This is a genomic window from Mesorhizobium sp. M0904, from assembly GCF_040319475.1.
Taxonomy (GTDB): domain Bacteria; phylum Pseudomonadota; class Alphaproteobacteria; order Rhizobiales; family Rhizobiaceae; genus Mesorhizobium.
In genome coordinates this window covers 239,123-253,570 of sequence record NZ_JAMYOC010000004.1, presented here as the reverse complement: position 1 = coordinate 253,570, position 14,448 = coordinate 239,123, and the positions used below count along the sequence as shown (strand labels likewise).

General features: G+C 64.1%; 16 protein-coding genes and 1 pseudogene. 6 read left to right on the top strand and 11 right to left on the bottom strand.

Features of this window, described 5'->3' with window-relative positions; all coding sequences use genetic code 11:
- Window positions 1–46: 46 nt before the first annotated feature.
- The 4 genes from murJ (at window position 47) to NKH80_RS06830 (ending at window position 4,526) form a co-directional block, all read left to right on the top strand.
- Window positions 47–1,645 (top strand): murein biosynthesis integral membrane protein MurJ, encoded by a 1,599-nt coding sequence (gene murJ, locus NKH80_RS06845; RefSeq protein WP_352506926.1) that lies wholly within the window; start codon window positions 47–49, stop codon window positions 1,643–1,645.
- 281 nt (window positions 1,646–1,926) lie between these two features.
- The gene (gene trpS, locus NKH80_RS06840) at window positions 1,927–3,003 is read left to right on the top strand and encodes a tryptophan--tRNA ligase (RefSeq protein ID WP_352506925.1); all 1,077 of its coding nucleotides are present in this window, start codon (window positions 1,927–1,929) and stop codon (window positions 3,001–3,003) included.
- Window positions 3,004–3,186: 183 nt separating this feature from the next.
- Window positions 3,187–3,678, top strand: coding sequence for a universal stress protein (locus NKH80_RS06835; protein ID WP_023717912.1), 492 nt, complete (start codon window positions 3,187–3,189; stop codon window positions 3,676–3,678).
- 278 nt (window positions 3,679–3,956) lie between these two features.
- A complete protein-coding gene (locus NKH80_RS06830) occupies window positions 3,957–4,526 on the top strand; it encodes a NifU family protein (protein WP_023676386.1) in 570 nt (189 codons plus the stop codon).
- Window positions 4,527–4,636: 110 nt separating this feature from the next.
- On the opposite strand, the gene NKH80_RS06825 is transcribed toward NKH80_RS06830, so the two are convergent.
- The 4 genes from NKH80_RS06825 to NKH80_RS06810 form a co-directional block, all read right to left on the bottom strand.
- Complete coding sequence (locus NKH80_RS06825) at window positions 4,637–5,254, bottom strand: L,D-transpeptidase (RefSeq protein ID WP_352506997.1); 618 nt, start codon at window positions 5,252–5,254, stop codon at window positions 4,637–4,639.
- A 338-nt stretch (window positions 5,255–5,592) separates the two neighbouring features.
- Window positions 5,593–5,718: a hypothetical protein gene (locus tag NKH80_RS06820; RefSeq protein ID WP_352506924.1), complete on the bottom strand. Its 126-nt coding sequence runs from the start codon at window positions 5,716–5,718 to the stop codon at window positions 5,593–5,595.
- Window positions 5,719–5,847 carry a hypothetical protein gene (locus NKH80_RS06815; protein ID WP_352506923.1) on the bottom strand — a complete coding sequence of 43 codons (129 nt, stop codon included), beginning with the start codon at window positions 5,845–5,847 and terminating at the stop codon, window positions 5,719–5,721.
- Window positions 5,848–5,959: 112 nt separating this feature from the next.
- Window positions 5,960–6,286 (bottom strand): GYD domain-containing protein, encoded by a 327-nt coding sequence (locus NKH80_RS06810; protein WP_023676390.1) that lies wholly within the window; start codon window positions 6,284–6,286, stop codon window positions 5,960–5,962.
- A gap of 150 nt (window positions 6,287–6,436) precedes the next feature.
- Between NKH80_RS06810 and NKH80_RS06805 the strand changes: the two genes are divergently transcribed.
- Together NKH80_RS06805 and NKH80_RS06800 are read left to right on the top strand one after the other, a co-directional pair.
- Window positions 6,437–6,736: a DUF1330 domain-containing protein gene (locus NKH80_RS06805; RefSeq protein ID WP_352990392.1), complete on the top strand. Its 300-nt coding sequence runs from the start codon at window positions 6,437–6,439 to the stop codon at window positions 6,734–6,736.
- Window positions 6,737–6,813: 77 nt separating this feature from the next.
- Window positions 6,814–7,314, top strand: a complete 501-nt coding sequence (locus NKH80_RS06800; RefSeq protein WP_352990455.1) for an MmcB family DNA repair protein — start codon at window positions 6,814–6,816, stop codon at window positions 7,312–7,314.
- 397 nt (window positions 7,315–7,711) lie between these two features.
- Here NKH80_RS06800 and NKH80_RS06795 read toward each other — a convergent pair whose 3' ends face one another.
- From NKH80_RS06795 to fdhF, 7 genes and pseudogenes are all read right to left on the bottom strand, one after another.
- Window positions 7,712–8,074: a nuclear transport factor 2 family protein gene (locus NKH80_RS06795; protein ID WP_352990389.1), complete on the bottom strand. Its 363-nt coding sequence runs from the start codon at window positions 8,072–8,074 to the stop codon at window positions 7,712–7,714.
- 84 nt (window positions 8,075–8,158) lie between these two features.
- Window positions 8,159–8,632 (bottom strand): carboxymuconolactone decarboxylase family protein, encoded by a 474-nt coding sequence (locus tag NKH80_RS06790; protein ID WP_352990452.1) that lies wholly within the window; start codon window positions 8,630–8,632, stop codon window positions 8,159–8,161.
- 906 nt (window positions 8,633–9,538) lie between these two features.
- Window positions 9,539–9,700, bottom strand: a pseudogene (locus NKH80_RS06780) (alpha/beta fold hydrolase); the annotation flags it as partial.
- A gap of 173 nt (window positions 9,701–9,873) precedes the next feature.
- Complete coding sequence (locus NKH80_RS06775; RefSeq protein WP_352990386.1) at window positions 9,874–10,293, bottom strand: alpha/beta fold hydrolase; 420 nt, start codon at window positions 10,291–10,293, stop codon at window positions 9,874–9,876.
- Between the two features lie 105 nt (window positions 10,294–10,398).
- Complete coding sequence (locus NKH80_RS06770) at window positions 10,399–10,707, bottom strand: formate dehydrogenase subunit delta (protein WP_352613832.1); 309 nt, start codon at window positions 10,705–10,707, stop codon at window positions 10,399–10,401.
- The gene (gene fdhD / locus NKH80_RS06765) at window positions 10,697–11,527 is read right to left on the bottom strand and encodes a formate dehydrogenase accessory sulfurtransferase FdhD (RefSeq protein ID WP_352878293.1); all 831 of its coding nucleotides are present in this window, start codon (window positions 11,525–11,527) and stop codon (window positions 10,697–10,699) included. Before fdhD ends, NKH80_RS06770 begins: the two co-directional genes overlap by 11 nt.
- Before the next feature lie 3 nt (window positions 11,528–11,530).
- Complete coding sequence (fdhF, locus tag NKH80_RS06760; RefSeq protein ID WP_352990381.1) at window positions 11,531–14,443, bottom strand: formate dehydrogenase subunit alpha; 2,913 nt, start codon at window positions 14,441–14,443, stop codon at window positions 11,531–11,533.
- Window positions 14,444–14,448: the final 5 nt, after the last annotated feature.

Genomic DNA, 14,448 nt, shown 5'->3' with positions numbered 1-14,448 from the left:
CTGTTACCTTCCATTTGCCCCAATCCCACAGGCAGTCTTCAAGCGCATGAGCCTTGTCAAGAAATTCGCCACGGTCGCTTCCGGCACGCTGATGAGCCGCGCCCTCGGCTTCGGCCGCGAGATGCTGATGGCCGCCGCACTCGGCACCGGGCCGATCGCCGACGCCTTCAACGCCGCCTTCCAGTTCCCCAACACCTTTCGCCGGCTGTTCGCCGAAGGCGCCTTCAACGCCGCCTTCGTGCCGCTGTTCGCCAAGGAGATCGAGACGCACGGCACCGACGGCGCCAAGCGCTTTTCCGAAGAGGTGTTCGGCGTCTTGTTCACCGCGCTTCTGGCGCTGACCATCGCCATGGAACTGGCGATGCCGCTGATCGTGCGCTACCTGGTGGCGCCGGGCTTTGCCGACACGCCGGGAAAATTCGAAACGACGGTGGCACTGGCGACCGTGATGTTCCCCTACCTGATCTGCATGTCGCTCGGCGCCATGATGGCCGGCATGCTGAATTCGCTGCGCCGCTATTTCGCCGCCGCGGTGGCGCCGGTGTTCCTCAACGTCATCCTCATCGCCGTGCTCGCCTATGCCTGGTACAAGGGTTCGGACGCCCGCACCGTTGGTTTCGGCCTGGCCTGGGGTGTGCTGGCGGCCGGCCTGGTGCAACTGGCGATCGTCTGGGCGGCGGTGCGCCATGCCGGCATCTCGATCGGCTTCCGCCGGCCGAAGATGACGCCGAACGTCAAGCGGCTGCTGATCCTGGCGCTGCCGGCGGCTATCACCGGCGGCATCACCCAGATCAATCAGCTGATCGGCACGGCGATCGCGTCGGCGCAGGACAGCGCGGTGTCGTCGCTGGCCTATGCCGACCGCGTTTACCAGCTGCCGTTGGGCGTCGTCGGCGTCGCCGTCGCCATCGTGCTTCTGCCGGAACTGTCGCGGGCGCTGAAATCGGGCAATCTGGTCGAGGCCGCCAATCTGCAGAACCGCTCGGTCGAGTTCACTCTGTTCATGACGTTGCCGGCGGCGGCCGCGCTGCTGGTCATGTCCGAGCCGATCGTGCGGCTGGTCTATGAGCGCGGCGCCTTCGCCGCCAACAATTCGACGCCGACGGTCGCGGCAATCCTGGCGATCTTCGGCCTCGGCCTGCCGGCCTTCGTGCTGATCAAGGCGTTCACCCCAGGCTATTTCGCCCGCGAGGACACGCGCACGCCGATGATTTTTGCCGCCATCTCGGTGGCGGTTAACATTACGACGGCGCTGACGCTGTTTCCGATCATGGGCGCGCCCGGCATTGCCGTTGCCTCCGCCGTCGCCGGCTGGGTCAATGCGGCGATGCTGCTCGCCGTGCTGATCCGGCGCGGCCATTGGGGCCGCGACGTGCCGCTCATGAAACGCATCCCGCGGCTGGTGCTGTCGGCGGCGGTGATGGCCGCGGCGCTCTATTTTGCCGAACACTGGTTCGCCGCAAGTCTCGGCTCCGGCTCGCCGCTGGTGATCAAGGCGGTAATCTTGCTTGCGCTCGTCGCCGGCGGCGCGCTGCTTTACTTCGTCACCGCCTTCGCCACCGGCGGCGCCGATTTCGGCATGATCCGCCGCAATATCGGGCGGAAGGCGTCCCAGCCGGTCAAGGAGCACTCTCCGGATCCGTGAGGGGGAAAATTCATCAGCGCCAATTTTGTTCTTGCTTTGTGCCGGCAGCTATGCTACTAATCTCGGTATGGTGCTAATTGGCTCCAACGACCCGCCCACCGAGGCGGGTTTTTATTTCTGGTCGGCGCCATCCCTCAAACAGCCGTCTGTTCGGCCGACGTCAAAGCCTGCGCGCCCTGGCCAACGCCCCTCTTGATCGTCTCCTCGCTCTCGTCCATAAGCGCGCCGTCGCAAGACTTTCGCCGCGCGCGAAACGGCCCTCCACAAGCCAGGGAAACACCATGACCGATCAGCCCGCCTTCAAACAGCTCGTCTTTTCCGGCGTCCAGCCAACCGGCAATCTGCATCTCGGCAATTATCTCGGCGCCATCAAGAAATTCGTCGCCCTGCAGGACACCTCCGATTGCATCTACTGCGTCGTCGACCTGCATTCGCTGACCGCACAGCTCGTCCATCAGGATCTGCAGGACCAGACGCGGTCGATCACCGCGGCGTTTCTCGCCTCCGGCATCGACCCGACCAAGCACATCGTCTTCAACCAGTCGCGGGTGATGCAGCACGCCGAGCTTGCCTGGATCTTCAACTGCGTGGCGCGCATCGGCTGGATGAACAGGATGACGCAGTTCAAGGACAAGGCCGGCAAGGACCGCGAGAACGCCTCGCTCGGCCTGCTCGCCTATCCCTCCCTGATGGCCGCCGACATCCTCGTCTACCGCGCCACCCACGTGCCGGTCGGCGACGACCAGAAGCAGCATCTGGAGCTGACCCGCGACATCGCGCAGAAATTCAACAACGACTTTTCGGACCGCATCGCAGCGCTTGGCGTCGGCGTCGAGATGCAGGTCGGCGAAGAGACGGTGAACGGCTATTTCCCGCTGACCGAGCCGGTCATCGGCGGCCCGGCGGCGCGCATCATGTCGCTGCGCGACGGTTCGAAGAAGATGTCGAAATCCGATCCGTCGGACCTGTCGCGCATCAACCTGACTGACGATGCCGACGCCATCTCGAAGAAGATCCGCAAGGCCAAGACCGACCCGGAGGCTTTGCCCGGCGAACTGGACGGCCTTGCCGGCCGGCCGGAAGCGGAGAACCTCGTCGGCATCTATGCCGGCCTCGCCGAAATATCGAAAGAGGCGGTGCTGCAAGAGTTCGGCGGCCAGCAGTTTTCGGTGTTCAAGCCGGCGCTTGCCGATCTCGCCGTGGAAAAGCTGGCGCCGATCGCCGGTGAGATGCGCCGCATCTCCGGCGACCGCGCCTATGTCGACGCGGTGCTGCGGGATGGCGGCGAGCGTGCCGGCACATTGGCCGAAGCGACCATGAAGACCGTGCGCGACATTATCGGCCTGCTGCAAGGCTGATGCATGTCGCGCAAAGTGTGTAGCGGTTTGCGATAACGACATGCATAAAACAAGAACCTGAAGCGCGTCGCTGGTCGAACGCGACGCGCTTCAAGCCGCACCAATATCGCCACCGCCGCCTGTCGCTTGCGGGCGGGCTGTGGCGGTGGCAGATTGCGACCGAAACCATCGAACAGGGTGAATATGGTCTCCAAACGCCTCAGCCGCGAAGCCGGTCATCGCCGTAAGTTCCTGGCGATCATCGACGACACGCCGGAATGCGAGCGCGCCGTCGCCTATGCCTCGAAGCGGGCGCAAAGCACAGGCGGCGTGCTGGTGCTGCTCTATGTCATCGAGCCGGATGATTTCCAGCACTGGCTGGGCGTCGAGAAGATCATGCGCGAGGAGGCGACCGCCACGGCGCGTGCCGCACTCGACAGCTATGCCAACAAGGTGCGCCAGAAGCTCGGCATCGAGCCGGAACTGGTGGTGCGCGAAGGCAAGCCGACCGAAGAGATTCACAAGCTGATCGAGGAAGACCAGGACATCGCCATCCTGGTGCTGGCGGCAGGCGCCGGCAAGGAGGGGCCGGGGCCGCTGGTCGGCGCGGTCGCCGGCAAGGGCGCCGCCTTTCCGATTCCCGTCACGGTGGTGCCGCAGAACCTGTCGGACGAAGAGATCGACAGCCTCGCCTGAGATGCGCTGATATTCAGGTGAGGCCGGCCTGCAATTGGCGGCTTCCTGCGCTTCCGGTGCTCACGTACCAAAAGTACGCTCCGCTCCGGTTCTCGGAACCCACCATTTTCGGCTCGGCCTGACCTGAATCTCAACACATCTCCAAGCGTTTCAGGGCGCTAGCAAAACATTCCGCCAGCCAGCCGTTCCCCGCGATGCCTTTCGCTTGAATGTCGGGCGGATAAAGCCTAATTAGAACTATTCCAAACTAGTTGCCCGAAATGGGCACGGAGACGGCCATGTTCATCCAGACCGAGTCGACGCCAAACCCGGCGACGCTGAAATTCCTGCCCGGCAAGGAAGTGCTGCAAGAAGGCACCGCCGATTTCCGCGATGCCGATAGCGCCGCGACGGCTTCGCCGCTCGCCGGCCGGCTGTTCGAAATCCCCGGCGTCACCGGCGTCTTCTTCGGCTATGATTTCATCACCGTGACCAAGGACGGCCCCGACTGGCAGCATCTGAAGCCGGCTATCCTCGGCGCCATCATGGAGCATTTCATGTCCGGCGCCCCGGTGATGGCCAAGGCCGGCCCCGCCGCCGAGACCAGCCAGACCGGCGAATTCTACGACAAGGCCGACGAGGAGTTGGTCGTCACCATCAAGGAGCTGCTCGACACGCGGGTGCGCCCAGCGGTGGCCCAGGATGGCGGCGACATCACCTTCCGCGGCTTTGAGAACGGCACCGTGTTCCTGCACATGAAGGGCGCCTGCGCCGGCTGTCCGTCGTCGACGGCGACGCTGAAGCACGGCATCCAGAACCTGCTCCGGCACTTTGTGCCGGAAGTGCAGCACGTCGAACAGGTCTCCTGACGCACCGTTCCATCGTCAACGTCGATAGACAACAAAAAACCGGGCCAAAGTGCCCGGTTTTCTGTTTGCGACGTCTGTGTTGTTGCCTAGACGGTCCGCGTATAAGGGTTTTATATCACAATGACCTTGGCGCCGACCGAGGTGCGGTCGTAGAGGTCGATAATGTCCTGGTTCATCAGCCGGATGCAGCCCGACGACATCGCCTTGCCGATCGAATTCCATTCCGGGCTGCCATGCAGGCGATAACCCATGTCGCCGCCCTTGTTGAACAGGTACATGGCGCGCGCGCCGAGCGGGTTCTTCAACCCCGGCTCCATGCCACCGGCAAACTTGGCCAACTCCGGCTGGCGCTTGATCATCTGCGAAGGCGGTGTCCAGGTCGGCCATTCGCGCTTCAGCGCGATATGGGCGGTGCCGTGCCATTCGAAACCCTCACGGCCGACGCCGATGCCGTAGCGCATCGCTTCGCCGTCGCCCATGACGAAAAAGAGGAACTTGTTCTGCGTATCGACGATAATGGTGCCCGGCTTTTCCCTGGTGTCGTAGTCGACGATCTGCCGGCGGTATTTGAACGGCACCTTTTCGATCGGAACGCGCGGCAGGTGATAGCCGGCGTCGGTCACCGCGCCGTAGTTGTTGGTGAAGATCTGCGAGCCGATGGTGCTGCAACCGGCGACAGCCGTCGACAGCGCCAGGGCCGCGACGATTGCAAGTGACTTCATGCGCATGAAAAGGTCCGATGCCTGCCCAAACAACAGCGGCTCGAGTCGGCCGCTTTTTTCATCTTCATTCATGCTGGCATTTGCTTTGCTTGCCAAGCGGGCGATGCCTATATCCTTGCGCTTGCGTGCTGGTAAACCTGCGACTATGGCATTTCGGCAACAGCCCCCGCAGGATTATGTTGCAAAATCAATGGGCCAGGAACAAGGACCAGGAGACGAAGAAATCACCCATGAATGTCGGTGACGCTGCCCGGCGCTCTGGCCTGCGGCCAAGACCATCCGTTGCTACGAGGAGATCGGCCTGAGACGCGGCCGCCGCAGGGGAAAGTCCAGACAGGCCGGGTTTAATAAAGGACGCCGCGAAGCACGGCCCAAGCCAGAAGCCCGAACGTGCCGATCACCACCAATGCACCAAGGACCGTGCCGATCTTTTCAGGCAATCCATCGGGGCGACCAGGATCGTTGGCCATTCAACTATCGATCATGACGTAGGCCGCACCAAACACGGCAACGATAATTGCCCCAAGCACCGCCCAGCCTCCGATGGCCGAGCGGATTTCCTCCGGCGTCGCCGATTTCCGGTCGTCATCTTCCGTCATCTAATGCTCCTCCTAAAATCCGTGGCAGACATTGAAAGCGCAAGCTGCAACGTGCGCCGTCCGAGAGCAAGCGTTCCCCAGCCTTCGACACTCCGCAAAGCGCGGGCGGCGGTCACGATCCCGGTGGGCGATACCGGATCGACTTGGCTTTCCCAAGAGCGTCCATCGTCTCTTCGACACTTAACAGCACGGTGGTCTGGTACGAGCTGAGCGCGCCTCCCGCACCGATGGCGAGCATGACGGATGCCATCGACACGTTGTCCGGCGCCTCCCATAGGTTCCAGCCGTCGTACTCTCCGAAGGCATACCAGAACCCGTGCAGCTTTCCGCCGACCGACTCGATATAGGAACGGGCAGCCTCGCGTCTATCCTCGGGATTATCCATCAAGCGCGCCCAGGTTTCGGGCCTGTAGCTGAATCGCGTGAGATACATCGGCATGGTTCGTCTCCTCCCAGAGCTGCCCCCACCAAGACAGTTAAGCGCCCCAATCCGGGAGAACGCGAGTCGTTTCCGAGGCGTAGTACCGCTGGCTTAGTTGCGGGGCCGCTAATAGACCTGTTTCAATGTTTTTTTCAGGGAGTAAGGTCAATGGCCGCATATCTCATTGCTGATGTCGACATAACCGACGCCGCCGTTTTCGAGGAATACCGCCGGGACGTGCCGGCAACCGAAGCCCGCTATGGGGGGAGGTATATCGCTCGCGGCGGCGCCACCAAAGTTCTGGAAGGCGATTGGGAACCTCATCGCCTCGTCATTGTCGAATTCCCGGACATGGCTTCCCTCCTGGCATGGTACGACTCTCCGGAATACGGCCGCCTCAAAGCCATCCGCGAACGCTGCGCAACGACGAGAATTATTGCTCTGGAGGGCTTGATGCCGGTTAGCTAGAGGCTGGGTTTGTCAACCGGATAATCACCCTGAAAAACCGGGTTCAAACCGTGAACAAAATCTGGCATGGTGCGGCCATGCCGATCATCTCGCCGATTCCCCTCAACCCGCTCATCGACGGCCGCCAGTCGGAGCGCGCCATGCTGGTCAGGCGCGGCGTGCAGCGGCTGCTCAAGGACATGGGCGCGCATGTCTTGCCCGAACTGTCGCTGGCCACCGGGCGGCGCGCCGATCTCGTGGCTCTGACCCGCCAGGGCGACATCTGGATCATCGAGATCAAATCCTCGGTCGAGGATTTCAGGGTCGACCGCAAATGGCCGGACTACCGGCTGCATTCCGACCGCTTCTTTTTCGCCACGCATCCCGGCGTGCCCCAGGAAATCTTTCCGGAAGAATGCGGCTTCATTCTCTCCGACGGCTATGGTGCCGAGATTTTGCGCGATGCGCCCGAGCACCGCATGGCGGCCGCGACACGCAAGGCGCTGATGCTGAGGATCGCGCGCGCTGGTGCCGCGCGGCTGCTGGCGGCGGAACTTGCCGGGGTGTCCGTGCCGGCGCTGGAAGGTGAGAGCGAGTAGGGGGTCTCCCTCATAGTGTCGCGCTGCCCCTCATCGGGCTGCCGCCACCTTTTCCCCGTAAGTGACGGGGAGAAGGGACTAAGCCGGACTGCTATTCCACGATGCGGCAGATGTTCCACAGGCTGGTGTCCGACACGCCGTAGGGCTCCATTTCCTTGCCCATTTGGCGTGCGCGTCGATCTAGGTGATCCTGGCGAAGAACGCCTCCAACTGGGCGAGGCCTTCGACCTGGTGACTCGACCGTCGGTTCGCGCCGATCGATCCGGCCATGATCTGGACCTGAGGTCGTCGAGACCGACCTGCGGGCCGATCTCGCTTCCCGGTTCTTCAACAGAGCACGGTCTGCTTGTGGTCGAATTTGGCGTCGATCTGCCATCTGGCACTGAACATCGCCGCCTCACTCGTCCCATGCCTGCACGACGGTCTGCCGCGCGATCTGGCCGTTCTTCAGCTCCAGCATCGCCGCGCAGAACACCTTGGTCCCGTCCGGATAGGCGCAGGCCTGGGTGAAGGCGAGATTGTTGCCGTCGGCGATGGTGGTGTCGACCTTGTGGGTCATCGCGCGGCTGCAGATGTCGTCCCAGAATGTGGTGATCGCCGCGCGCCCGCGGATTTCGCGCGGCTTGCTCGGCGGGTTGTTGCGGTCGATCACCCGCACCAATGCGTCGTCGGCATAGAAGCTCGCCAGCAATTTTCCGTCACGGCCCTCGATCGCCTTCTTGATCGCCGCGCCGTCTACCGCCTGTGTCTTGGTCAGCATTTTTGTCCTCCATGGGCCCGTCTTGACGATCGGGCGGTTGCTTGATCAGCCGCTGCCTGGCGCTCGCCGCCGGGCAGCGGTTTTTCACTGCGACTTCGCCTTGACGGCCGCGAACACCTCATCGGACTGCTTCTTGAAGGTGGCGAGATCGACCTGGCTGCCGTTGAGCATCGTCGACCAGTGGCGCACGATCGCGGCCATCGCCACCGCCTCCTTGATTTCCTCGTCGCTGGCGCCATTGAGCTTGGCCGCCTGCGTGTGGAAATAGATGCAGTACTGGCAGGGGATCTGCGAGGCGACGGCGAGGCCCATCAATTCCTTGGTCTTGCCGTCGAGCGCGGTTTTCGGGTTGAGCTGCACGCCCTTGATCTCGGCCCAGGCGCCGGCGACAGCGACGTCCGGCAGCGTCTTGAACATGTCCGGCACCGAGCCGAGCGTGGCCTGGATATCCTTGTAGGCGGCCGTCGCCGAGGCGTCCTCGGCCTTGGCAGGAACTATCGCCAGCAGCGCGCCAACGCCTGCCGCCAGCACCAGCGATTTAAGTGTCGACTTCAGCATTTTATTTCTCCCTTCGCAGCGCCTTTCCCGGCGATATCCGCCTGGCCTGCATGGGACGAAGTGATAGCGCTTAGCATGCCCAGCCGCTTCGCCCGAAAGCGCCATGGCTGCTATGGCCCGTGCGGGCCAGCGTGCCGGGCCGAGAACGCCGCCGCCGCCGCCCGCGACGGCAGGTCCAGCTTGAGCAGAATATTGGCGACGTGGCGCTTGACCGTGTGTTCGCTCAGCCCGAGTTCGGCGGCGATCGCGGCATTGCTCTTGCCGTCGGCAATGAGGTTCACCACCTCGCTTTCGCGCGCTGTCAGTGCGGCCGGCTCGGCAGCCTTGGCCTTCAGCCGGCAGGCCGGCTCGAGATGCTGTTCCGAGGTCGCCTGCACCAGCGCCAACTTCATCCAGCTCGTCAAGTGCGATGCGCCCGGCGTCGTTGAAATGAAGACCTGAACCGGCGGCGAGGTCGGCGACCAGCCGCGATGCGATTATGTCGCCGCGCCCGGCATGTGCGGCAAGCTGCATCGTCACGCGCGCAGTCAATCCCGTCGGCGGCCCACGCAGCTCGACCTCGCCGACATGCACGCCCTGCGCGCTGGCGACGCCGATTTCCTGCGCCGCATCGCGCAGCGCCGCCGCGCAGCGGACGGCCCGCGCCGGGCCGTCGAAGCGCGCCATTATCAGTTCGCCATGCGTGCCGGCCGGGCGGCCGCCATGGCGCCCGACCAGCAGGCGCCATGTTTCCTGAAAACGCTGGCTGCGCTCGCTCCACATGCGGTCGCCAAGCCGCGCCGTGTCGTAGATCCGGGTGACCAGAAGTGCTGCCAGCATTCGTTCCACCTCGGCAACGGCGCGCGCTCCGGTCAGGAATTCCTCGATCACATCAGCCACCCGGTCGACATCGCCGGTCCAGATCGGGTGGTCGCGCCCGGGTACCTCGACCAATCGCGAATTCGGGATCTTCCTTGCCAGGAAGCGGCTGGCCTCCGGGTCGACGCGTGCATCGTTTCGGCGGTGGACCAGCAGCGTCGGCGCGCTGATCGTCGCCAGCACGCCGCGCACGTCGATTGCTGCATTCATGCGGGCCAGGGCGATAGCCGCCGTCGGACTCGCCGACAGCCGCTCGAAGCGCGCCCACCATGTGGCGAAACGCGGATCGTCGACGCGACCGGGCGCGAAATGCGGCAGGGTGGCGCCGGTGCCCCATGCGGTCTCCGCCGTCGCGATGAACGCCTCCAGGCGTTCCGGCGGCATCACCCATTTGTGGAAATGCGCATAGCCGCCATAAAGCGCCAGCGCCCGCGTCCGCTCCGGTAGGTGGCGGCGAACAGCATTGCCATCGGCGCGCCTTCCGAAGCGCCGAGCAAGGCGGCGCGGCCGCTGCCGGTCGCATCCATCACCGCGCGTACATCGTCCATGCGGGTTTCGAGGCTGGGCAGGTGGTGGACATCGACGCGGTCGGACAGACCGGTGCCGCGCTTGTCGAACAGGATCAGCCGTGAGAACGCGGAAAGCCGCTTCAACAGCCGGGTGTAGCCCTCGTCTTCCCAGTGCAGGTCGAGATTGGAAATGAAACCCGGCACGAAGACGAGATCGAGCGATCCCTGGCCGACCACCTGATAGGCGATCCGCACGTCGCCACTGAGCGCGTATCGAGTTTCGATCGGCCTCACGAGTTGTCCGCCCGACCCGACGATTTCTTATCGCCGGATCATAGCAGAGGCGCGCGGCTTGCGGCAGATGAAACTTTAGAGAGTGTGAATGTGGGCCCGCGGCGCCTACTTCTGTGACGCGGCGGCAGTCTCGGTGTTCGCTCCGCCAGCGCTGAAACCTGCGCCCTCCGGCGCGCCCGGCCGCTTGATGTGTGGCGCGGCCGCGACGACAAGCTCGTTGAACCCCTCGCCACCGCTGTCCAGCATCTCGAACAATTGCCGGCGCATCCTCGGCTCCCAGAACTTGTTGATGTGCTCGGCGACGCCGGCAATGCCTTGCTCGCGCGGCTTTGAGTGGAAAAAGGCGGCAATCTGGTTGGCCATGCGAACCAGCTTTTCGCTGGTGCTCATGAGGTGGCCTTCGTCATGCGACATGCTTGGCAACTCCGGAAACCACGCGGTCAGGATGGGTGAAAATATCGAAATCGTCGCCGCGTACCAGCGCCACCAGCGTCATGCCGGCCTCGTCCGCGGTGCGGATGGCAAGTGCGGTCGGCGCCGAGACGGCAATGATGACGGCCGAGCCGATCGCCGCAGTCTTCTGCACCATCTCGACCGAAACGCGCGACGTGACGACGACGGCACCGCTGGCGCCGTCGATACCGGCCCTGGCCAGCGCGCCGGCCAGCTTGTCCAGCGCATTGTGGCGGCCGACATCCTCGCGCGCCATGACGACGCCCCTGTCGGGAAGGTAAAAACCGGCGGCGTGGACGGCACCAGTCTCGGTGTGCAGCGGCTGCACCTTCGACAGCAGCTTGACCGAACGGACGATATCGTTGGCCTGAAGCGTAAGTGTTGACGCACCGACCGAGTTTACCGAGCGCATCGCCTCCTCGATCGATTCGATGCCGCACAACCCGCAGCCGACCGGGCCGGCCAGCCGTCTTCGCCGCGCTTCGAAGCGGGTGTTGGCCTGGTCCTTCAGCCGGATCTGGATGTCGATGCCGGCGCCGTGATCCTCGACCTCGATGGCTTCGATTTCGTCCGGCGAGGCAATGATGCCTTCGGTCAGCGAGAAGCCGAGCGCGAAATCCTCGAAATCAGCCGGACTTGCCATCATCACCGCATGCGTGGTGCCGGCAAAGGAGAACGCCACCGGCGTCTCTTCCGGCACCATCCGGTTGGCGGCCGCGGTGCCGCCGGCGCGGCGCGCCAGCCGCGAGATCTGCGCAATGGCTTTGCGGCGCGCGGTCAAGGACTACTCCGCCGCTTCCAACTTCGCGATACGGCGGCTTTGCTTTGCCTGCTCGTCATAGTCGCGCTGCCATTCCGACGGGCCGTTGGACGCGCCCACCTGCACTGCGGTCACCTTGTATTCCGGGCAGTTGGTCGCCCAGTCGGAGAAGTCGGTGGTGATGACGTTGGCCTGGGTGTCGGGATGGTGGAAGGTCGTATAGACGACGCCTGGCGACACCCGCTCGGTGATCAGCGCGCGCAGCGTCGTCTCGCCTGAGCGGCTGGTCAGCCGCACCCAGTCGCCGTCGCGCAGGCCGCGATTTTCCGCATCGTGCGGATGGATCTCCAGCCGGTCCTCGCTATGCCAGACCACGTTCTCGGTACGCCGGGTCTGCGCGCCGACATTGTATTGCGACAGGATGCGGCCGGTGGTCAGCAGCAGCGGGAAGCGCGGCCCGGTCCTTTCGTCGGTCGCGACGTATTCGGTGCGGATGAACTTGCCTTTGCCGCGCACGAAGCCGCCAATATGCATGATCGGCGTGCCCTCCGGCGACTTCTCGTTGCAGGGCCACTGCACCGAGCCCACTCTGTCGAGGAGGTCGAAGGAAACGCCGGCGAAGCTCGGCGTCGTCTTGGCGATCTCGTCCATGATCTGCGATGGATGCGTGTAGGTCCAGCCGAGGCCGAGCGCCTTGGCGAGCTCCTGCGTCGTTTCCCAGTCGGCATAGCCGCATTTCGGCTCCATCACCTTGCGCACCATGTTGATGCGGCGCTCGGCATTGGTGAAGGTGCCATCCTTCTCGAGGAAGGTCGAGCCGGGCAGGAAGACATGCGCGTAATTGGCCGTCTCGTTGAGAAAGAGATCGTGCACGACCACGCATTCCATCGCCGCCAGTCCGGCGGCGACATGCTTGGTGTCGGGGTCGGACTGCAGGATATCCTCGCCCTGCACATAGAGCCCCTTGAACGAACCGTCGACGGCTGCGTCCAGCATATTGGGGATGCGCAGGCCAGGCTCGTCGTCGAGCTTGACGCCCCACAGGCTCTCATAGATCGCGCGCACCGCGTCGCCTGAAATGTGGCGATAGCCGGGAAGCTCGTGCGGGAACGAGCCCATATCGCAAGAGCCCTGCACATTGTTCTGGCCGCGCAGCGGGTTCACGCCGACGCCCGGCCGGCCGATATTGCCGGTCGCCATGGCGAGGTTGGCAATGGCGATGACGGTGGTCGAGCCTTGGCTGTGCTCGGTCACGCCGAGGCCGTAATAGATCGCGCCGTTGCCGCCGCGGGCGTAGAGCCGGGCCGCACCGCGTATGTCGTCGGGATCGACATTGGCAAGCTGGCCGACGACCTCCGGGCTGTTTTCCGGCAGTGCCACGAACGACGCCCAGTCCTGGAACTCGTCCCAGTCGCAGCGCTCGCGGATGAAGGCCTCGTCGAACAGGCCTTCGGTAACGATGACATGGGCAAGTGCCGTCAGCATGGCGACGTTGGTGCCCGGCTTCAGCGGCAGATGGTACTGAGCCTCGACATGGGCCGAGCGCACGATGTCGGTGCGGCGCGGATCGAGCACGATCAGCTTGGCGCCCTGGCGCATGCGCTTTTTCATGCGCGAAGCGAACACCGGATGGGCATCGGTCGGATTGGCGCCGATCAGCAGGATGACGTCCGTCTGCTCGATCGAATCGAAGTCCTGCGTGCCGGCTGAGGTGCCGAAGGTCTGGCCGAGACCATAGCCGGTCGGCGAATGGCAGACCCGGGCGCAGGTGTCGACATTGTTGTTGCGGAAGCCCTGCCGGACAAGCTTCTGGACGAGGTAGGTCTCCTCATTGGTGCAGCGCGAGGAGGTGATGCCGCCGATCGAGGTGCGGCCGTACTGGTATTGGATGCGGCGGAATTCATTCGCCGTGTGGGTGAGCGCCTCTTCCCACGACACTTCGCGCCACGGATCGCTGACCCGCTCGCGGATCATCGGCTTCAGGATACGGTCCTTGTGCGTCGCATAGCCATAGGCGAAGCGGCCCTTGACGCAGGAGTGGCCGTGGTTGGCCTTGCCTGCCTTGTAGGGCATCATGCGAATGACCTCGTTGCCCTTGACCTCGGCCTTGAACGAGCAGCCGACGCCGCAATAGGCGCAGGTGGTGACGGTCGAGCGCTCGGGCAGGCCTTTCGCCAGCACGGTCTTCTCCCTCAGCGCATCGGTCGGGCAGGCCTGCACGCAGGCCCCGCACGACACGCACTCGGAATCGACGAACGCCTCGTGCATGCCGGCCGAGACCCTGGATTCGAAGCCGCGGCCCTCGATGGTCAGCGCGAACGTGCCCTGCACCTCCTCGCAGGCGCGCACGCAGCGCGAGCAGACGATGCATTGCGCCGGATCGTAGGTGAAATAGGGGTTGGATTCATCGCGGGCGATATAGTCGATGGTCAGCGAGCCATGCCCGGGCGCCACGCCGTTTTCCTGCTTGACGTGGTTGCGCCCGTCGACGCCATAGCGGTTCTCGGTCAGGCCGACCGTCCTGACGACCTTGTCGAACTCGCTGGCGCCGGTGCCGGCCTTCTCGCCCCACGCCACCGGGTGGTCAGAGACGTAGAGTTCCATCACGCCGCGGCGAATGGCGTTCAGCCGGTCGCTCTGTGTGTGCACGACCATGCCCTCGCCGACCGGCGTCGTGCACGAGGCCGGCGTGCCGCCGCGCCCGTCGATCTCGACGAGGCAGACCCGGCAGGAGCCAAACGAATCCAGCATGTCGGTTGCGCACAGCTTCGGGATTTCAACGCCCGCTTCCATAGAAGCGCGCATGATCGAGGTGCCCGCCGGCACCGTCACCGACTTGCCGTCGACTGTCAGTGTTACCTGCTGTTCGGCTTCGGAGGCGGGTGTGCCGTAGTCGATTTCCTGGACCAGCGATTTGATGTCGAATGCCGCGTTCATGCTTG